Annotated in this window: 16 protein-coding genes; 10 read left to right on the forward strand and 6 right to left on the reverse strand. The window is 62.1% G+C overall.

From position 1 onward, the window contains the following. The first annotated feature begins 48 nt into the window (after positions 1 to 48). Together H7H48_RS01145 and H7H48_RS01150 are read left to right on the forward strand one after the other, a co-directional pair. On the forward strand, positions 49 to 480 hold the full coding sequence (locus H7H48_RS01145; protein ID WP_229446999.1) for a tripartite tricarboxylate transporter TctB family protein: 432 nt from the start codon (positions 49 to 51) through the stop codon (positions 478 to 480). Positions 481 to 495: 15 nt separating this feature from the next. After that, positions 496 to 2,031, forward strand: a complete 1,536-nt coding sequence (locus H7H48_RS01150; RefSeq protein WP_229447000.1) for a tripartite tricarboxylate transporter permease — start codon at positions 496 to 498, stop codon at positions 2,029 to 2,031. A gap of 13 nt (positions 2,032 to 2,044) precedes the next feature. On the opposite strand, the gene H7H48_RS01155 is transcribed toward H7H48_RS01150, so the two are convergent. From H7H48_RS01155 to H7H48_RS01165, 3 genes are read right to left on the reverse strand one after another with little or no spacing between them, the layout of a single operon-like run. Further along, a complete protein-coding gene (locus tag H7H48_RS01155; RefSeq protein ID WP_229447001.1) occupies positions 2,045 to 2,932 on the reverse strand; it encodes a DMT family transporter in 888 nt (295 codons plus the stop codon). Continuing rightward, a complete protein-coding gene (locus H7H48_RS01160; RefSeq protein ID WP_229447002.1) occupies positions 2,929 to 5,283 on the reverse strand; it encodes a PIG-L family deacetylase in 2,355 nt (784 codons plus the stop codon). Before H7H48_RS01160 ends, H7H48_RS01155 begins: the two co-directional genes overlap by 4 nt. 19 nt (positions 5,284 to 5,302) lie before the next feature. Next, positions 5,303 to 6,502: an ROK family transcriptional regulator gene (locus H7H48_RS01165; RefSeq protein WP_229447003.1), complete on the reverse strand. Its 1,200-nt coding sequence runs from the start codon at positions 6,500 to 6,502 to the stop codon at positions 5,303 to 5,305. A 148-nt stretch (positions 6,503 to 6,650) separates the two neighbouring features. Between H7H48_RS01165 and H7H48_RS01170 the strand changes: the two genes are divergently transcribed. The 6 genes from H7H48_RS01170 to H7H48_RS01195 all read left to right on the forward strand — a co-directional run bounded on the left by H7H48_RS01170 (position 6,651) and on the right by H7H48_RS01195 (position 13,201). After that, positions 6,651 to 7,916 (forward strand): extracellular solute-binding protein, encoded by a 1,266-nt coding sequence (locus tag H7H48_RS01170; protein WP_229447004.1) that lies wholly within the window; start codon positions 6,651 to 6,653, stop codon positions 7,914 to 7,916. A gap of 54 nt (positions 7,917 to 7,970) precedes the next feature. Continuing rightward, positions 7,971 to 8,864, forward strand: coding sequence for a carbohydrate ABC transporter permease (locus H7H48_RS01175; protein ID WP_090326116.1), 894 nt, complete (start codon positions 7,971 to 7,973; stop codon positions 8,862 to 8,864). Between the two features lie 79 nt (positions 8,865 to 8,943). Beyond that, positions 8,944 to 9,747, forward strand: coding sequence for a carbohydrate ABC transporter permease (locus H7H48_RS01180; RefSeq protein ID WP_246637979.1), 804 nt, complete (start codon positions 8,944 to 8,946; stop codon positions 9,745 to 9,747). A 7-nt stretch (positions 9,748 to 9,754) separates the two neighbouring features. After that, positions 9,755 to 11,242, forward strand: coding sequence for an argininosuccinate lyase (gene argH, locus H7H48_RS01185; RefSeq protein ID WP_229447005.1), 1,488 nt, complete (start codon positions 9,755 to 9,757; stop codon positions 11,240 to 11,242). A 4-nt stretch (positions 11,243 to 11,246) separates the two neighbouring features. Further along, the gene (locus H7H48_RS01190; protein WP_229447006.1) at positions 11,247 to 12,305 is read left to right on the forward strand and encodes an ABC transporter ATP-binding protein; all 1,059 of its coding nucleotides are present in this window, start codon (positions 11,247 to 11,249) and stop codon (positions 12,303 to 12,305) included. After that, complete coding sequence (locus H7H48_RS01195; RefSeq protein WP_229447007.1) at positions 12,302 to 13,201, forward strand: carbohydrate kinase family protein; 900 nt, start codon at positions 12,302 to 12,304, stop codon at positions 13,199 to 13,201. Before H7H48_RS01190 ends, H7H48_RS01195 begins: the two co-directional genes overlap by 4 nt. On the opposite strand, the gene H7H48_RS01200 is transcribed toward H7H48_RS01195, so the two are convergent. From H7H48_RS01200 to doeA, 3 genes are read right to left on the reverse strand one after another with little or no spacing between them, the layout of a single operon-like run. Continuing rightward, positions 13,198 to 13,890: a GntR family transcriptional regulator gene (locus tag H7H48_RS01200; RefSeq protein WP_229447008.1), complete on the reverse strand. Its 693-nt coding sequence runs from the start codon at positions 13,888 to 13,890 to the stop codon at positions 13,198 to 13,200. The two genes, H7H48_RS01195 and H7H48_RS01200, sit on opposite strands and share 4 nt — an antisense overlap. 19 nt (positions 13,891 to 13,909) lie before the next feature. After that, positions 13,910 to 15,073 (reverse strand): acetylornithine deacetylase, encoded by a 1,164-nt coding sequence (argE, locus tag H7H48_RS01205; RefSeq protein WP_229447009.1) that lies wholly within the window; start codon positions 15,071 to 15,073, stop codon positions 13,910 to 13,912. A gap of 3 nt (positions 15,074 to 15,076) precedes the next feature. Next, positions 15,077 to 16,261, reverse strand: a complete 1,185-nt coding sequence (doeA, locus tag H7H48_RS01210; RefSeq protein ID WP_229447010.1) for an ectoine hydrolase DoeA — start codon at positions 16,259 to 16,261, stop codon at positions 15,077 to 15,079. Positions 16,262 to 16,484: 223 nt separating this feature from the next. Here doeA and eutB point away from each other — a divergent pair, with 223 nt between their 5' ends. After that, complete coding sequence (eutB, locus tag H7H48_RS01215) at positions 16,485 to 17,507, forward strand: hydroxyectoine utilization dehydratase EutB (RefSeq protein ID WP_229447011.1); 1,023 nt, start codon at positions 16,485 to 16,487, stop codon at positions 17,505 to 17,507. Then, positions 17,497 to 18,489: a cyclodeaminase gene (locus tag H7H48_RS01220; RefSeq protein ID WP_229447012.1), complete on the forward strand. Its 993-nt coding sequence runs from the start codon at positions 17,497 to 17,499 to the stop codon at positions 18,487 to 18,489. The genes eutB and H7H48_RS01220 overlap by 11 nt, the downstream gene beginning before the upstream one ends.

Genomic DNA, 18,489 nt, shown 5'->3' on the forward strand with positions numbered 1-18,489 from the left:
CCCGCAGGCCCGAATTGTATCGAGAACAATCAGGGGAGCGTGTCCGTCATGAGCGACCGCATCTTCGGGGTCTTCGGCTTTCTTCTCGCTGTCTTCTATATCTGGCAGGCAACGCAGATCGAGCTGAGCTTCATTTCCGATCCGTTCGGACCCAAAGCCTTTCCATTCATGATCGGCACCGTACTGGCGATCTCCAGCGCGATCATAGTGCTCAAGCCGGACACCGAACCCGAATGGCCCACCTTCGCGCGCCTTTTCGAGATCGGCATGGCAACTGCCGTGATGATCGCCTATGCGCTTTTTCTCAAGGATTACGGCTTTGTCGCCTGCACCGCGGTTGCGGCGAGCTACCTCTCCTGGCGGCTGGGTTCCAACCCGGTTTCGGCCATCATCGCCGGTGTGCTCATCGCCGTCGGCATCTATGTCATTTTCCATCTTGTCCTGGGGCTGTCGCTGGCACGCGGCCCCTGGGGCTTCTGAGGCGGGAGGCCCAAAATGGACACACTGGCATCACTCGCAGACGGGTTTGCCGTCGCGCTGACCTGGCAAAACCTCATGCTGGCGCTGATCGGCTGCTTTCTCGGCACCATCATCGGCGCCCTGCCGGGTCTTGGTCCTTCAAACGGCGTTGCGATCCTCATACCGCTCGCCTTCACGCTCGGCCTGCCGGCCACACCGGCGCTCATCCTTCTCACCAGCGTCTATTACGGCGCCATGTATGGCGGGCGCATCTCGTCAATCCTGCTCAACATTCCAGGCGACGAACCAGCGCTGATGACAACGCTCGACGGGCACCCGATGGCCAAGGCAGGCAAGGCTGGCGAGGCGCTCGCCATTTCCGGTCTCGCCTCCTTCATCGGTGCCTTCTTCGCCACATGGGGGCTGGTCTTCCTGGCACCGCAGCTCGTCAAGGTCGCGCTCCTGTTCGGCCCGGCGGAATATTTCGCGCTCTTCGTTCTCGCTTTCGCCACGCTTGGCGGCATCGCCAGCCGCAACCAGGCCAAGGCCGCGCTCGCAGCGGTCATCGGTCTCGGCATCGCCACCATCGGCGTCGATGGCCAGACGGGCGTCCCGCGTTTCTCCTTTGGTGAAGTGCACCTATACGACGGGATCGACTTCCTTGTCGCCATTGTCGGCCTGTTCGCGCTCTCGGAAGTCTTCATCTTTCTGGAGCATCGTGCCGGCAGCGGCGCGGACGACAAGGCGGTAAAAGTGGGCCGCATCGTGCCGCCGTGGAAGATGGTGCGTGAAACACTGCCTGCAATGGGCCGGTCGACAATCTTCGGCTTCATCGCCGGTGTCCTGCCGGGGGCAGGCGCCTCGCTCGGCTCCTTCATTTCCTACACATTCGAAAAGCGCATCTCCGACCGCAAGGGAACGTTCGGAAAGGGCGATCCGCGTGGTGTGGCAGCACCGGAGGCCGGCAACAATTCGGCCGCCGGCGGCGCGCTCGTGCCCATGCTCGCACTCGGCGTCCCCGGTTCCGGCACGACGGCCGTGCTGCTTGCCATGCTGCTTGCGCTCAACATCACGCCCGGCCCCCTGCTCTTCCAGCAGAACCCGGATGTGGTCTGGGGTCTGATTGCGGCCCTCTTTATCGGCAACATCATGCTTCTGGCCATGAACCTGCCGCTGGTCTCACTCTTCGTGCGGGTTCTTCTGATCCCGACACGCTATCTGATGCCCGCCGTGGCGATGATTTCCTTCGTCGGCATCTACGGCATTTCCGGGTCCACCTTCGATCTGGTGGTGATGGTCATCTTCGGCGTGATGGGCTGGGTCCTGCGCAAGCTCGACGTGCCGTTGGTGCCGATCATTCTCGGCGTCTTGCTTGGCGATCAGATGGAGAAGAACCTGCGCCGCGCCATGACCATTCATGACGGCGACTGGACGATGCTGTTCAACTCATGGCTGGCCATCGGCCTTTGGGCCTTTGCCATTGTCGGCTTTGTCCTGCCGCTGATCGTGGGGCGCTATTTCCGCCCGAAGATCGCAGACGAGGCCATCGCCGAAGGTTCCGACCCAGACTGAGCTGAATCGCCTTTCAGCTTCCCGAGGCGGCGTGGCTCCTGAGCCGCGCCGTTCTCAATGTGAGAAACCCTGTTGCAAGCACAATGATCAACGCACCGATCACCGTGTTGAGACTGGGGATTTCGCCAAAGAAGACATAGCCGACAAGCCCGGACAGAATGAGGCTCGAATAGCCGAGTGGCCCCAAAAACCCGGCATCGCCCAGCCAGTGGGCGCGCAGAAAGCAGAATTGCGCGGCCTGCGAAAACACGCCCACCGCCAAAAGAAACGGCCAATGCCCTGCCGCAACCGGCTGCCAGCCAGAGAGCGCCGGCCAGGCGGTGATGAGCGCCAGCCCACCCGTATAAAACAGCATCATGACGACCGGCGGCGTGCCCTTGAGCTGCCGTGTGACGATGATGGCCCCCGTCCCCGCCAAAACGGCAGCAAGCGCCGCCAGAAGCGCCGGCGTCCACGGCACGTTGCCCGGACTTGCGGCGATGAAAGCCCCCACGAGCCCCAGTCCCGCCGCCAGCCAGCGCGAGCCTGAAACCGCTTCGCGCAGGATCAGGGCCGAGAGCGCCACCAGCACCACGGGCCGCGTGAAATTCATGGTCATGTAGAGCGCCAGCGGCAGATGCGCGACGGCATAGAAACCACCGGTGAGCGCCACAGCCGACAGGAAAACCCGAAAGAGATGCAATGACACGCGGTCGATCGACCACAGAACATGCCGCTGACGCGCGAGCCATGGAAAAATCAGGCAGAACCCGACCAGCGCGCGCAGAAAGACGAGCTGCCACGGCGGATAGCCCGCGCCCAGCGCCTTGACAATGGATATGGCCCAGATGTTGAGGCCCATATCCGCCAGAAGCCAGGCGCCGGCGCGCAGATTGTCCTTTGCCGTAGCGCCTGCGCTCACGGCCTTGCCACGAGGTTCGCCATCAGGCGGAACGCGCCGGGCACCAGCTTCTCCATTTGGTGGTGCAGGATAAGCGCCACATGCGTGTGCCGTCCCTTGCCGATGCGAGCCGAAAGGAGCGCGCCCTCATGGGCCGCCTCATCGGGATCGGCCATGGAGAGAAGCGGCTCATAGGCCTCATCCCAGCTCTTGGCAAAATAAAGCCCGCGCTCCTTGTGCCAGCCCTTCCAGTCCTCATCCGTGATGCGGTTTGGCGTGTTGAGCAACGGATGGCCGGGCAGGAGATGCGATACCTCAGCATTCTCGTCCGTCACCCGCCAGCGCAGCGACGGTTTGCCGATTTCCAGCCGGCGCGGCGGCACGCTTTCCGGATCCCAGTCGTCCCACGGGCGGTGATAAAGCGTGACGAGATTGCCGCCATTCTCCACCCAGCGATGAACCAGAGGCATGGCATTTTTGAGCGCCGCTCGCGCGCGCATGGCAAAAATGCCCACCACCAATGTGTCCATGTCTTTCAGGCCGTCTTCCGTGAGCTCGCCGTCCCCCAGTTCGATTACATCGAGTCCGAGAGCCCTTAGCCAGTGTCCCACCCGGTCGTTGCCGCCACCGACATAGCCGATCCGCACATTTGGCAGCGCCACATCCAGAACCCGCACCGACAATTGTGCAGGAAATACCCGCGCGCGTTCACCGGTATGTGCATAGGCAATCCGCTTGACGGTTTCAGCAGGTGCCCCGTCAATCTTTAGGGAAAGATCATAAAGGCCGGCCGCAACATCCCGCGGCGCCTCCACAAGGAAACCGCCGGTGGCGGGTGTCGCGCTCCAGCCGGGCGGCAAATCCAGCCCCCCTTTTCCCGACTGAGGAAAAAGCTCGGAAACGCGCAGATCGATCTGGCGCATTTTCGAGGCGGCATTGATCAAAGCACGGTCGGGAGAAAGTGTTGCCGACCGTGCAGGAAGCACGACCGGTGCCCGCTCCAGCGGCAAAAGTGTTTCAGAAGAAACGCCATCGACGGTCACACCGACACGAATGGCCGGCAGGCGTCCCACACCGGGTCGATATGTGGCCGGATAGCAATCCGTGCCTTCGGCATCCACCGGCACCTGCACAAGGCCATCTGCAAAGCGCCAGCCCTTCGGCAGAACCGGCGCCACCTCCGCAACGGGACCGGAGCTTTCAATCGCCAGCGCGACACTGTCGCCCGGACGCAGAACATCGCGTTCAAGCCGGGCGCGCACCTCCACACCAGTGGCAATCCGCATGATGTGAGACAGCTGCACTTCCTTTGCCGCGAGGCGGTGCTGCACCTCTTCACGTGCCTTGTCGGGGCAGGCATCGCGGGCAGCACGCACCGCCTTGAGGGCCAAGGCCGCCTGACGCGCCACCTCTTCCATATCCGGAAATGCCTCGAATGCTGCATCACAGGCCGAGTGCGCCGCTTGAAGATCATCGGCAATTTCAGGCGCACCGGCAAAGGAAGCCAGATCAGCCAGCGTTGCAGGCAGCCCGTCCGTGATCTGCTTGTCCGGCCCGTCCACCTCGGACCGCACCAGATGCAGTGGCCAGTCGCGCTCCTTACCATTCGGCACCCAGCGCCCCATCCCCTGCGTCAGATGGAAAGCGCGCGACTGTTCACCGATCTGCGCCCAGCTCCAGCCCGTTACCGGGTCTTGTCCGGTGCCCCTGACTGTCAGCGTGGCGCTGGGCGGCGGCAGGTCGTCATCGTAATTGTCTCCCGCTCCTGACCATGCGGGAAGGTAGAGCTTCTTCACCTGCCACACCGGCAGATCCACGCCCGGAAATGCCGGATCGGCGGCCGCGCTCATCACGTCATGGGCAAGCTCAGTCATCGCCCGGTGATGCCCGTGCTGCCCAGGAACATCCAGGAATGTGGGGCAGATGATATCGGGTCGCTCCGTGCGGATGATCTCGACAAAGCGTTTGAGCGTGCGCTCACGACCCCATTTTTCAAGTGTCTCGGTGCCGCGTTTTGAAAAGCCGAAATCGAAGATCGTGTCGTCGGGCGTTTCCGATAGCCAATAGAGATTGAGGTTCAGCACTTCGGCGGCGCGCTCCATTTCCGCCGTGCGCACCACGCCCAGATCATGTGTCACCTCGGAGCCGATGGCGTTCTGTCCGCCCTCGCCGCGATTGGCGCAGGCAAAGGAGATCGCAATGCCGTCGCGCAGGGCCAGAGCCGCCAGCATTTCCGACGTCTCGTCATCGGGATGCGCGCCCGTGTTCATGAAGGAGACGCAGGATTTCAGCGGCGCGAGCGCCTGCCAGAGCCTGACGATGCGCGGATTGCGCACCTGCGCGGCGATGCGCTCCTGATCGGAAACGGGCATTTGTGAACCTCCCAGAGAATCAAGTTTTTGCGGCAATGCGCGGTGTGATGGTGTCGTGAATGACGAGTGCTGCCCCGCCGAGAGCGGCGGTGAGGCGCCCGCAGGCACCGCGCTGAACGCGCGGCGTGCTCCGTCCGGCCCGCGCAGCAACGGAGCCGCCGGGAAGATCGAGCGTGGCAATGAGGTGATCGAGAACGGCATCCGGCATGGCACCGCCAAGAATGACGGTTTCGGGATCGAAGAGGTTTTCGATCAGGCCAACGGCCTGCGAGAGCGGACCTGAAGCCTCTTCGATCCACTCCATCAAATGCGCGTTGCCCGCTTTGTAGAGGTTTTCGATGTCGGAAGCGCTGCCGATTTCGATGCCCGCACCCGCGAGCTTGCTGCGCGCAGCAATGCGGCTTGCATAGGTTTCGAGGCAGCCATGGTTCCCGCAGGCACAAAGCCGCCCGCCGGGCCGGACAATGACATGGCCGATTTCACCCGCATTGCCGAAGGCGCCACGCTGGACCTCGCCCTCGGCGACCACGCCCAGCCCCAGCCCGGCTCCGAAATAGAGAAAGCAGAAGGTGCGAAGCCCCGTTGCGACGCCGCGCACGCGCTCGGCCACGGCAGCAGCCGTCGCGTCGTTTTCAACGACCACGGGCATATCGAGCGCTTCCTCGAACACGGCAACGGGATCGCTTTCCTCCCAGCCATGAAGCGCCGATTGACCCGCGCCTGAAATTCCAACCTTGCCGAAGGGACCAGGCATCACGACGCCGGCCCCAAGAATCCTCTGGGCCTTGCCACAACGCCCCTCAAGCGCGCTGGCACGAATGCGCCGGGCCACCGAAACGACTGTGGACGGTGCATTGTCCGACAATGCCTCGCGGGTGGTGAACAGCGTCTCGCCTTCGAGGTTCACCAGTGCGCCAAACATCGCGTCGGGCCTGACCTCGATGCCGAGCGCCACCGCGCCGTCCGCATTGAGCCGGTATTTCAGAACCGGCAACCCCCGCCCCTCCGACTGCCGCCCGGCTTCGATCAGAAGCCTGTCTTCCTCCAGTTCGGCAATGATGTTGCTCACGGCCTGTGTCGACAGGCCCGATATGCGCGCAATCTCCGCACGCCCGATCGGTTGCCGCTCACGCACGTGGCCCAACACCACCTGACGGTTGTGAAGCCGGGTGCGTTCAGCGTTCGATCCGACAATGCGCCGTGGATTGTTGATCTTCATATGGGCTTATTAATTCAACTAACTTGAATGTTCAACTTGATTGAGTTAATCGTCGGTGGATGGACATGCCGCCTCGTTGAGACGGGTGATCAGAGGGTGACAGGCTGGCTGGCTACATTCCGGGCAGCAATCAAAGGGAGCAAGCAGAATGAAACGCAACAGACTACGCACTTTCATGCTGGGTGCCGCCACGGCAGCCATGACCATGGCGGCTGGCACGGGTGGCGCATCAGCGGTCGAGATCGAGTACTGGCAGTATTTCTTCGAAGCGCGCGTCGATGCGATGGACAAGCTGATCGAGAATTTCGAGGCAGCCAATCCCGACATCACCGTCAAGATGACGCATTTCCCCTATGACAGCTACCGCACCAAGGTGGCGGCTGCCATTCCCGCCGGTCAGGGCCCGGATGTCGTCCAGCTCTTCTATGGCTGGCTCAATGACTATGTGGAAGCCGAGCTCATCCAGCCGCTGCCAGCCGATACATTCCCGCCGGAAAAGATCGAGGAAGAGTTTTTCCCCATGGTGAAAGCCATGCGGATGGGCGACAGCTACTGGGCCCTGCCCACAGCAGTGCGCTCGCTGGCGCTGTTCTACAATGAGCGCATGTTCGAAGAAGCCGGCATCGAGAACCCGCCCGCCAATCTCGACGAGCTTGTCGAAACCGCCAAGAAACTCACCAAGAAGGATGGTGCCGGCAATCTCACCGCCGTCGGTCTGACCACCGGCATGACCGCGCAAGATCACCACTGGATCCGCGAAGTGCTGATCCGCCAGTTCGGCGGCGAGCCCTATCTGGATGACTACAAGACGGTCAACTACAACAATGAGGCCGGGCTGAAAGCCTTTGGTTTCTATAATGATTTGCAGGCCAAGCATGGCGTGACCAAAGCTGCCTTCATGGATGAGCCGCAGGCCGCCTTCAAGGCCGGTCGCGCCGGCATGCACATTGACGGCTCCTTCCGCATCGGCGCACTTGAAAGCGTGCGCGGCCTCAAATGGGGCGTGGCCGAGCTTCCAGCCGGTCCTGACGGCACCAAATCGAACTATTCCTCCTACTGGGTGAACGCGATCACCTCCAAGGCGGAAGGCGAGAAATTCGACGCTGCCGTCAAGTTCATGGAGTATCTCACCTCCGACGAGGCCATGCAGATCTGGCTTGAGACCGTTGGCGAACTGCCAGCCAAACCGTCTGCCGCCATGACCGACGAGAACGTCAATCATCCGGTCTACGGCCCCTTCATCAAGGGCCTGGAATACGCAAAGACCACCGTTTTTGCCAATGAGAGCGCCCAGCGTCAGGCCATGGTGGACATGATGCAGCGCATCGAGCTGCAGGGCCAGGCGCTTGAAGAGAGCGTCGCACAGGCCGCCGAGGAAGAGCAGAAAATCCTCGACGAATACTACAAGAAATAAGGCCTTTCGGGCGTCCGGTCCGCCGGACGCCCATCGAAATTTCGGGACGGGGCCATGCGCTTTTACAACAATCTCACCATCTCGCAGAAGCAGATCGTCTGGGCCTGGATTTTCCTTGCCCTGCCGGTTCTCTTCTACGTCGTCATCCGGTTTTATCCGACAGCCAATGCCTTCGTTCTGTCCTTTCAGGAATGGAACCTGCTCGGCGATCGGAAATATGTGGGCCTTGAAAACTACGCCAAGCTGTTCAGCGACCCGGTCTTCTGGAAAGTGTTCAAGAACACTTTCATGTATCTGATCCTGGGCACGCCGGTCAGCCTCGTCCTGTCCTTCATCATCGCCTATCACCTCGACAAGGTGCGCTTCATGCACGGCACCATCCGTGCACTCTATTTCCTGCCCTTCATGACAAGCGCGGTGGCCATGGCCTGGGTCTGGCGCTGGTTCTACCAGCCGGTCCCCATCGGCGTGTTCAACAATTTTCTGGCGAGTTTCGGCATCAGCCAGATCGAGTTTCTAAGCTCGACAACCAATGCCCTGCCCTCGGTTCTGGCCTGCGCCGTCTGGGCCGGTCTCGGCTTTCAGGTCATCATCTTCATGGCCGGACTGCGCGCCATTCCGCAAAGCTATTACGAGGCCGCGCGCATCGATGGCGTCTCCACATGGACCGTTCTCACCGAGATCACCATCCCGCTTCTGAAGCCGACAATCGTGTTTCTCGTGGTCTTTTCCTCGATCGGTTTCCTACGGATCTTCGATCAGGTGTTCAACATGACCACCAACAATCCGGGCGGTCCGCTGAACTCCACCAAGCCGCTGGTGCTTTTGATCTACGACACCGCCTTCAACGGCTTCAACATGGGCTATGCGGCAGCGCAGACCGTCGTGCTCTTCACCATTCTGCTGGTCGTCAGCCTGATCCAGCTTCGACTTTTGAAGGATAGCTGACATGGCCAGTCAGGACATCGCCGTAAAGCCTTCCACCGACGCGCTTTTCTCCGGTTCCTCGCGCAATTCCAGGCGCAATATGGGCCAGTTCATTCGCTGGGCGCTCCTGTTCGGTGGCGGCATTCTCATGATCATGCCCATCGTGTTCATGGTTTCCACCTCGCTGAAATTTCCCTTCGAGGTCTACAATCTGAACCTGATCCCCGAAGAACCGACGATCGAGAACTACACCTATGTGCTCGAAGACGGACGCTTCTACCGCTGGTTCGTCAACTCGCTGGTGATCTCCATTATCACCACCGCATCCGCCGTCTTCTTCGACGCGCTGGTGGGCTATGCGCTGTGTAAGTTCAAGTTTCCCGGCCGCTATCTGGTCTTCATCGCCATTCTCTCCACCCTCATGATCCCGACCGAGATGCTGGTCATCCCGTGGTATCTCATGAGCAAGAGCTTTGGCTGGCTCGACACCTATTGGGGCATCATGTTCCCGGGGGTCATGACCGCCTTCGGCACCTTCCTCATGAAGCAGTTTTTCGAGACCGTTCCCGACGATTTCCTGGAAGCTGCGCGCATCGACGGGCTGAACGAATTCCAGATCTGGTGGCAGGTGGCCATGCCGCTCGTGCGCCCGGCGCTCGCCGCCCTCGCGATCTTCGTCTTCCTCGGCAACTGGACCGCTTTCATCTGGCCGTTGATCGTCACCAACTCGGTGGAGATGTACACGCTGCCCGTCGGGCTTTCGAGCTTCGGCGACGAGGTGGACGTGGCCTGGGAACTGATCATGACGGGTGCCGCCATCTCCACGCTGCCGACGCTGGTCGTCTTCCTCATCTTCCAGCGCTTCATCATTCGCGGCGTTGTCATGGCCGGCCTCAAGGGATAAGCGCACGATGAGCCTCAACGAAAAATTCCCCCATCCCGTCTACAAGGACACGGTTCTGGCACCGCTCTTTGAAGGCGTGAAGGCCAACTATGTCGGCGCGTTCCGCGCCATCAACCGGGCGCATCTGGTGATGCTCACCGAAACGGGCATCCTGACGCGGGATGATGCCACCCGCATCGCCGCAGCCCTTGTCGACATTGACGAGACGGTCGATGTCGACGCCCTCACCTATACCGGCGAGGTGGAAGACTATTTCTTCCTCGTCGAGGCCGAGCTCAAAAAGCGGCTTGGACCGGATCTCGCCGGCATGCTGCACACGGCCCGCTCGCGCAATGACATGGACCACACGGTCTTCAAGCTCACATTGAAAGCCCATGCCGACACGCTGATCGAAAAGGCGCAGGCCCTCGCCTCCGCCCTGATCGCCAAGGCCGAGGCCGAGCGCGACACGCTGATCGTTGCCTACACGCACGGCCAGCCGGCCCAGCCCTCGACCTTCGGCCACTACCTGTCGGCCGCCGTCGAGGTGCTTCTGCGCGACATCGAGCGCCTTCAGGCGGCCCGCGCCAATATCGACCATTGCCCGATGGGCGCTGCCGCCATCACCACCAGCGGCTTCCCCATCGACCGCGCCCGCATGGCCGATCTGCTGGGCTTTTCCGAGCCGCTGCGCAATTCCTATGGCTGTATTGCATCCGTTGACTATGTGACCGGCCTCTACAGCGCGATGAAGCTCACCTTCCTGCATCTCGGGCGCCTGATCCAGGACATGCAGTTCTGGTCGGCCTTCGAGGTGGGACAGCTTCATGTGCCCGGCAGCCTCGTGCAGATTTCGTCCATCATGCCGCAGAAGCGCAATCCGGTGCCCATCGAGCATCTGCGCCATCTCGCCTCCATGACCTGCGGGCGCGCGGATGCGGTCGTCAACACGATGCACAACACGCCCTTCACCGACATGAATGACAGCGAGGGCGAGGTTCAGGTGGCCGGCTATGCGGCTTTCCAGAGCGGCGCGCGTGTGCTCGACCTTCTGGCAGCCCTGATCAGCGCCGTTTCCATCGACGGCGAGCGCGTGGCCAGAAACATCGACGCCGCCTGCATCACCGTGACGGAACTCGCCGATACGCTGGTGCGCCGCGAAAACCTGTCCTTCCGGCAGGCGCATGAGATCGCCGCCGCCACGGCCCGCGCCGTCATCGCCGCCGGCAAACCGCTCGGCGAAGGGTTCGAAGCCTTCTCCAAGGCTTTCAGGGAACTGACCAGGCGCGACAGCACGCTCGACCCCGCAGCCTACGGCGAGGCCGTCAGCGCGCGCCATTTCGTAGCGGTGCGCGAGCGTTTCGGCGGTCCGGGACCCGGAGCCATGAACGAGGCGATTGAAACCTATCGCGCCACCCTCACCCGCCTTTCAGAACAACAGGCAGCGGACCTTGCCCGCGCCGAAAAAGCCGGAGCCGCGCTCGATGCCGCCTTCGGCGCTCTCTTGCAGGAGTAGACCCTTGGCCACCTTGTCCCTTCGCAATCTCGTCAAATCCTACGGCAAGGTCGAGGTGCTTCACGGCATCAATCTCGACGTGGCCGATGGTGAATTCGTCGTCTTCGTCGGCCCATCGGGTTGCGGCAAGTCCACCACTCTGCGCATGATTGCCGGTCTTGAGGAGATCAGCGGCGGCGAAATCCACATCGGCGAGCGCCTCGTCAACAATCTGGAGCCCAAGGAGCGCGACATCGCCATGGTGTTCCAGAACTACGCCATCTATCCGCATATGTCGGTGCGCAAGAATATCGGCTTCGGCCTGCGCACGTCCAAGCTCTCGAAAGAGGCGAAGGACAAGCGCATCGACGAGGTGGCCGCCATTCTCGGCATGACCGACCTTCTGGAGCGCCGCCCCAACCAGTTGTCCGGCGGGCAGCGCCAGCGCGTCGCCATCGGCCGTGCCATGGTGCGCGATCCCGCCGTCTTTCTGTTCGACGAGCCGCTCTCCAATCTCGATGCCCAACTGCGCACTCAGATGCGGCTTGAAATCAAGAAGCTGCACCAACGTGTTGGAAACACAATCATTTTTGTCACGCACGACCAGGTGGAAGCCATGACCATGGCCGACCGGATCGTGATCATGAAGGATGGCTATATCCAGCAGGTCGGCACGCCGCTTGAGGTTTATCACAAGCCGGCAAACACCTTCGTCGCCCAGTTCATCGGGGCACCATCCATGAACATGCTGCCGGGCAAATGGGTCGGAAAAGGCGTAAAGCTCGGGGACGGGCTCGGCATCGATCTGCCCGAACGCAACGCGTCGGAAGGGGCCGACGTGATCCTTGGCATCCGGCCAGACGATCTCGTTGTCACCGGCGGCAACGGGCTTTTCTCCGGCACCGTCAACATCGTCGAGCCGCTCGGTGCCGACACGCTGGTCTATGTCGGTGTCAATGGTCATGAGGTGATCGCAAAGGCATCGGGCCGCAAACCGCCGAAAGCCGGCGACACGGTCAAACTCACGGCGAAGGCCGGCGAAATGCATTTGTTTGACGCCAAATCCGGGGAGGCGCTGCCGTGACGCAAGCCAACCGGTCGGGCCGCGTCCTGAGCGTGGGACGGCTTTATTGCGATCTGATTTTTACCGATCTGCCGAAAATGCCAACGTTAGGTGAAGAAGTTTTTGCCGGCGGCCTGTCCATCAAGCCGGGCGGTGGCGCGTTCATCACCGCGGCCTATGTGGCCGCCCTCGGGCGTCCGGTCTCATTGGCTTCCGCACTCCCTTCGGGGCCGTTCGCCTCAGCACTGATGAAAGAGCTTGAGGCAAGCGGTGTCGATCTTTCGGCCTCGCAGCCCATGCCCGACACGCTCGATCCGCAGATCACCGTGGCCATGACATCGGGCACCGAACGCGCGTTCCTCACGCGCCGCGCCGGTCCCGCCGTGCCGGAAACATTTACGCAAGCCATTGCCAGCGGTGACTTCGCCCATCTCCATATCGGCGAGCTCGCTACTCTGGTCGAAGCGCCCTTCCTCATCGAACAGGCGCGCGGTGCAGGGCTTTCCATCTCGCTCGACTGTTCATGGGACGATGCGGTTCTGGCGCGCGATGATCTTGCCGCGCTGATCGGAGCCGTGGACATATTCCTGCCGAATGAAACCGAAGCGCAGCGGCTTGCCATTTCCCCGGGAAAGAAACCGCCCGCACCGCTTACAATCGTCAAGCGCGGGCCGGAAGGGTCCATCGCGATCAGCGCCGAAACCACCGTCTCGATGCCGACGCAGCCCGTCAATGTAATCGATTCCACGGGCGCCGGAGACGCGTTCAATGCCGGTTTCATCGATGCGTGGCTTTCCGGAAAACCGGTTGAACAATGCCTTGCAGCCGGCAATCGCTGCGGGGCCGAAGCCGTCATGCGGGTTGGCGGCGCAACCGACCTGCCCGATCTGAGCGCACTGGTAAAGGCGGCCTCCTAGAAAGAGGCTGCCTCCACCTCTTCGCCTGCCCTTTTCTTCAGGCGAGCGAAACTCATGGCCACATGGGCACGGCGGATCTGCCCGACGCTCTCCAGCGCCCCGCAGGCAACGGCTGCGGCAATGTCGGAGACTTCGCGCAGGAAAAAGCCGATCTCGCTTGCGAGCGTTTCTTCCGTGCCGTCCTCGCCGGCCGCACGTTTCAGCCAGATCCTCGTCGTCTGATAATAGAGCCGCTCGGAAAACTCCTGCAGCGGCTCGTTTTCTGTCAGCGTCATCAGGAGATGAAAAAAATCCATATTGAGCTGCGCGAAGGCGCGCTGGCTGGGCGTTCCGACCAGTTCCTCGCAGCGCGACTTCATCGTCGCGAAGGCGCGTTTGGCGTCTTCATCAGGGGGCACTGGCGAAAGCTTGCCGATCAGCTCGGAAAGCTCCACCCGCAGGCGATAGACCTGTTCAAGCGAGGCGATGTCGATATCGGTGACCATGGTTCCCACGCCATGGACAGAGCGCAGATAGCCCTCATCCTCGAGCCGCGCCAGAACCCGGCGGATCGGCGTTCGGCTGGTGTCGAATTCCTCGGCGAGATCCTCTTCGCGAAGCCGCATGCCCGGCGGATAGTCGAGCAGGCATATGCGCTCACGCAAAAGCGTGTAGATCCGCTCGAACCGCGCGCGCGCCTCGCCTGTCATCGCTCTGGCTCCATCGCCGTCAGCTCACCTTCCTGCCAAGCCGTTCAAGCATGCCAAGGCATTGATCGAGCTGTTCAAGCGAGACGAATTCATCCGCCTTGTGGGCCTGCTCGATGGAGCCCGGCCCGCAGATCACGGAGGAAATTCCGGCTTTCTGGAAGAGCCCCGCCTCCGTGCCGAACGCCACCACTTCTGCCTCGGTGAGGCCGGTAAGCTCCGAAACGATCTGGCGCGCTTCCGATTCGGTTACCGGCTCCAGCCCGTCCACCTCGCCGATAACATGGGTGACGATGTCAGCGCCCTCAAAAACCGCCTTCATGGCTGGCTTCAGCTCGGATTCGACAAACGCGCGGATGCGGTCTTTCACAAAATCCGCATCCTCATTGCGCACGGGGCGCATCTCCCATTCCACGGAGCAGTGGTCGGCAATCACGTTGCGCGCCGCACCGCCAGAGATCGTGCCCACCTGAAGCGTCGTCCAGGGCGGGTCGAAGCGGTTGCCCTTGGGCGCGCGCGTCTTCAGCTCCTCGGCCAGCGCCATGAGCCGCGAAATATAGCGCACCGCATATTCAACCGCATTGACGCCGCGTTCAGGAGAAGAGGCATGGCCGGCAAGCCCGCGAAACTCGGTCGTGTATTCGAAACAGCCCTTGTGGCCTTCGATGATGCGCATCATGGTCGGCTCACCGATGATGGCGACGGAGGGCCGCACTTCGGCTCGCTCCAGCTCTTCCACCAGCGCGCGCGCGCCAAAACACCCCACCTCCTCGTCATAGGTGAAGGCGAAATGCAGTGGCCGTTTCAGGTCCAGCTCGGCAAAGTGCGGCGCCATGGCGAGCGTGCAGGCGATGAACCCCTTCATGTCGCAGGTGCCACGCCCATAAAGCCTGCCATCCGCCTCACGCATGGAAAAGGGATCGCTCGTCCACTCCTGCCCCTCCACCGGCACCACGTCGGAATGGCCCGAAAGCACGATGCCGCCATCCCCTTCGGGCCCCAGCGTGGCGAACAGGTTGGCCTTGTGCCCGCTCTCGTCCAGCGTCATTGAAAGCCTTGCTCCGAGCGCGCTCAAAAGCTCGCTGGCATAGGCGATCATTTCCAGATTGCTGTCCGCCGAAATGGTGGGAAACCCCACCAGATCGGACAGGATGCGCGTCGTGTTTTCCAGCGTTTCGGATCGCATGGATCAGTTCTTCACGATCAGTTCGCGCGGGCGGCGACAGAGCGCCTCGGCCGGCCCGTCTTCGGTGATCAGGATGCTTTCGGTGATTTCCAGCCCCCAGTCGGCCATCCACAGGCCCGGCATGAAATGGAAGGTCATGCCCGCTTCCAGAATCGTTTCATCCTCACGGCGCAGCGAGATTGTGCGCTCGCCCCAGTCTGGCGGATAGGAAATGCCGATCGGATAACCGCAGCGCCCGTCCCGCGTGATGCCGGCCCGCTCCAGCGCGCCATAGAGCGCATCGGCGATCTGGCCTGCGCGGTTGCCCGGCCGCGCGATCTCAAGCCCGGCCTCGATGCCTTCCACCAGCGCTTTTTCCGCATCCAGCATGTGCTGCGGCGGCGTGCCGAGAAACACGGTGCGGCAGAGCGGCGCGTGGTAGCGGCGATAGCAGCCGGCGATCTCGAAGAAGGTCGCATGCCCCTGCTCGAAGCGCCGCCCGTCCCAGGTCAGATGCGGTGCGGCGGCATCGGAGCCCGTCGGCAGTAGCGGCACGATGGCCGGATATTCGCCCCAGTCATCATCCACCCCACGGATAGCGTCGGCATAGATTTCCGCCACCAGATCGTTCTTCTTCAGGCCCGGCTCGATGCGCTCGACAATGCCGTCGATCATCTTTTCGGAGATCCGTGCTGCCCGGCGCATGAAGACGATTTCCTCGTCGGATTTCACCGCCCGCTGCCAGTTCACCAGCGCCGTCGCATCCACAAAGGTGGCGTTCGGCAGTTCTTCCTTCAGGACAAGATAGGCCTTGGCGGAGAAATAGTAGTTTTCCAGCTCCACGCCGATCCGCTTGTTGCCAAAGCCATGCGCGCGCAGAATCTCGGCCAGATGCTGCATCGGATGCAGCGTGTTGGCCTGCACATAGTGGTCGGGATAGCGCAGCACCCGGTCGTCATCCATATAGACGGTGCGCACGGCGCCGTTCCCGTCCATCGACCGGCCCCACCAGAGCGGGTCGGCATCCTTGAAGACGATCACGCCCTGATGGACATAGAACGACCATCCGTCATAGCCGGTCAGCCAGGCCATGTTGGAAGGGTCCTCCACGAACAGAACGTCGATACCCTTCGCCTCCATGGCGTTGCGGGTCTTTTCGAGGCGAGCGGCATATTCCTGCGCGCTGAAGGGCATTTCGGTTGCTGGCATGGTTCCTCCAAAAAGCGAAAGACCGGACGCTTGTGCACCCGGCGAAACCGTACACCGGAAAGGCAATTCGCAACCTTGTGTACAACTATTCCATGATCACATTTTCGAACCGGTGAATCGCAGGAAAACGACATCGAATGTCGCTAGTCCTATTCCGGAGCCAACGATGTTGTGTACAAATCAGCACCATCACGCTGCCTCGCAGACAATCCGGGAGATTCTCATGAGCCACAGGGCTACGCTTGCGCTGGCAGACATTCTGGCTGCGCGTCGCCGCATTGCCGGTATTGCGACACTCGATACCCCTCTCCCGCCGTCGCCCTTTCTCAGCCGTCTCGCGGGAGATGACTTCCTCCTCAAGCTCGAGATTGGACAGGCAAGCGGCGCCTTCAAGCTGCGCGGTGCCGCCAACGCGGTGCTCACCCTGCCGGATGACGCCACCGGCGTCACCTGCTGCTCCACCGGCAATCATGGCCGCGCGGTCGCCTATGCAGCGCGTGCGCGTGGCCTGCGCGCCGTCATCTGCATGTCGAAGCTCGTACCGGAGGCAAAGATTGCGGGCATCAGGGCGCTTGGTGCCGAAGCCCGCATCATCGGTGCAAGCCAGGATGAAGCGCAGGTCGAAAGCCGCCGCCTCGCCGATGAAGAGGGTTTTTGCGAAATCTCGCCCTTCGACGATCTGGCCGTCATCGCCGGTCAGGGCACGATCGGGCTTGAGCTTCTGGAGCAGCGCCCGGATCTTCAAACCGTGCTCATACCGCTGTCGGGCGGCGGGCTCGCCGGCGGCATCGCGTTCGCGCTGAGGACGATCAAACCCTCCATCCGTGTCATCGGCATCACCATGGAGCGGGGTGCGGCCATGCACGCCTCGCTTGCCGCCGGCGAACCGGTCGCCGTCACCGAAGTGGCCAGCCTTGCCGATTCGCTCGGCGGCGGGATCGGGCTTGAAAACCGCCATTCCTTCGAACTGTGCCGCAAACACCTCGATGATGTCGTGCTCGTCACCGAGGAAGAAATCTATCGCGCCATGCAGGCGCATTATTTCGAAGACCGGCTGGTGTGCGAAGGGGCGAGTGCCGTCGGTGCCGCCGCCCTCATGGCCGGCAAGATCTCCGGAAGAATCGGCCCCACCGCCACGCTCATCACCGGACGCAATGTCGATATGCAGATCTTCACCGACATCATCTGTGGCCGCGATGTCGCGCTCGGCGACACGATCATCAAGGGAGCGCCCCATGCCGCATGACATTCTCGTCCTGACCGAAGCCGATCTGCGCAAAGCCATCCGCCTCGACCTTGAAGCCATCGACGTGGTGGAAGAAGCCTTCCGCGCGCTCGCCTCGGGCTCTGTCATCATGCCCCCCATTCTCTCCATGGACATTCCGCAGGTTCATGGCGAGGTCGACGTGAAGACGGCCTATATTCCGGGCTTCGAAGGCTTCGCCATCAAGGTGAGCCCCGGCTTCTTCGACAATCCGAAGATCGGCCTGCCGAGCCTCAATGGCCTGATGATCCTGTTTTCCGCAAAAACCGGCCTCGTGGAGGCGCTTTTGCTCGACAACGGATTTCTCACCGATGTGCGCACGGCTGCCGCCGGCGCGGTTGCCGCCCGCCACCTGGCTCCATCCGAAATCGAGACCGCCGGCGTCATGGGAACCGGCGTCCAGGCCCGCCTGCAAATGATCGCCGCGCATCAGGTGCGCCCCTTCTCCCGCCTTCTCGTCTGGGGGCGCGACGCGGATAAGGCGGAAGCCTGCGCCGCCGATCTGGCCGAAACCCTCGGCATCGACGCAAAAGCCGAGACGGACCTGGCCCGCCTCGTCGCTCAAAGCCAGCTTGTCGTCACCACCACGCCGGCCCGGGAACCTGTTCTCAAGGCCGACTGGCTGCATCCCGGCCTCCACATCACCGCCATGGGCTCCGATCAGGAAGGCAAGAACGAGATCGAGCTGACAGCCCTTTCCCGCGCCGATCTCTATGTCGCCGACCGGGTGAGCCAGTGCGAAAAACTCGGTGAACTGGCGGCCGCCATCCGCGCCGGCGTGTGGAATGGCAACACGCCACCCGAACTCGGCGACATCGTTTCCGGCGCCAGGACCGGCCGCACCGGCGACGACCAGATCACCATATGCGATCTCACCGGAACGGGCGCGCAAGACACGGCCATCGCCACCTTTGCGCGCGCACGGGCCTTGACAGCGGGGGCCGGGACGACGATCCAGAGCTGA

The sequence above is a fragment of the Nitratireductor sp. B36 genome, assembly GCF_020833685.1.
Classification (GTDB): Bacteria; Pseudomonadota; Alphaproteobacteria; order Rhizobiales; family Rhizobiaceae; genus Nitratireductor.

Coding starts and splice junctions, on each gene's coding strand:
- H7H48_RS01145 (WP_229446999.1), top strand. CDS start 49: ATGAGCGACCGCATCTTCGGGGTCTTCGGCTTTCTTCTCGCTGTCTTC.
- H7H48_RS01175 (WP_090326116.1), top strand. CDS start 7,971: ATGCGCTTTTACAACAATCTCACCATCTCGCAGAAGCAGATCGTCTGG.
- argH (WP_229447005.1), top strand. CDS start 9,755: ATGAGCCTCAACGAAAAATTCCCCCATCCCGTCTACAAGGACACGGTT.
- H7H48_RS01170 (WP_229447004.1), top strand. CDS start 6,651: ATGAAACGCAACAGACTACGCACTTTCATGCTGGGTGCCGCCACGGCA.
- eutB (WP_229447011.1), top strand. CDS start 16,485: ATGAGCCACAGGGCTACGCTTGCGCTGGCAGACATTCTGGCTGCGCGT.
- argE (WP_229447009.1), bottom strand. CDS start 15,073: ATGCGATCCGAAACGCTGGAAAACACGACGCGCATCCTGTCCGATCTG.
- H7H48_RS01150 (WP_229447000.1), top strand. CDS start 496: ATGGACACACTGGCATCACTCGCAGACGGGTTTGCCGTCGCGCTGACC.
- H7H48_RS01200 (WP_229447008.1), bottom strand. CDS start 13,890: ATGACAGGCGAGGCGCGCGCGCGGTTCGAGCGGATCTACACGCTTTTG.
- H7H48_RS01180 (WP_246637979.1), top strand. CDS start 8,944: ATGGGCCAGTTCATTCGCTGGGCGCTCCTGTTCGGTGGCGGCATTCTC.
- H7H48_RS01160 (WP_229447002.1), bottom strand. CDS start 5,283: ATGCCCGTTTCCGATCAGGAGCGCATCGCCGCGCAGGTGCGCAATCCG.
- H7H48_RS01220 (WP_229447012.1), top strand. CDS start 17,497: ATGCCGCATGACATTCTCGTCCTGACCGAAGCCGATCTGCGCAAAGCC.
- H7H48_RS01165 (WP_229447003.1), bottom strand. CDS start 6,502: ATGAAGATCAACAATCCACGGCGCATTGTCGGATCGAACGCTGAACGC.
- doeA (WP_229447010.1), bottom strand. CDS start 16,261: ATGCCAGCAACCGAAATGCCCTTCAGCGCGCAGGAATATGCCGCTCGC.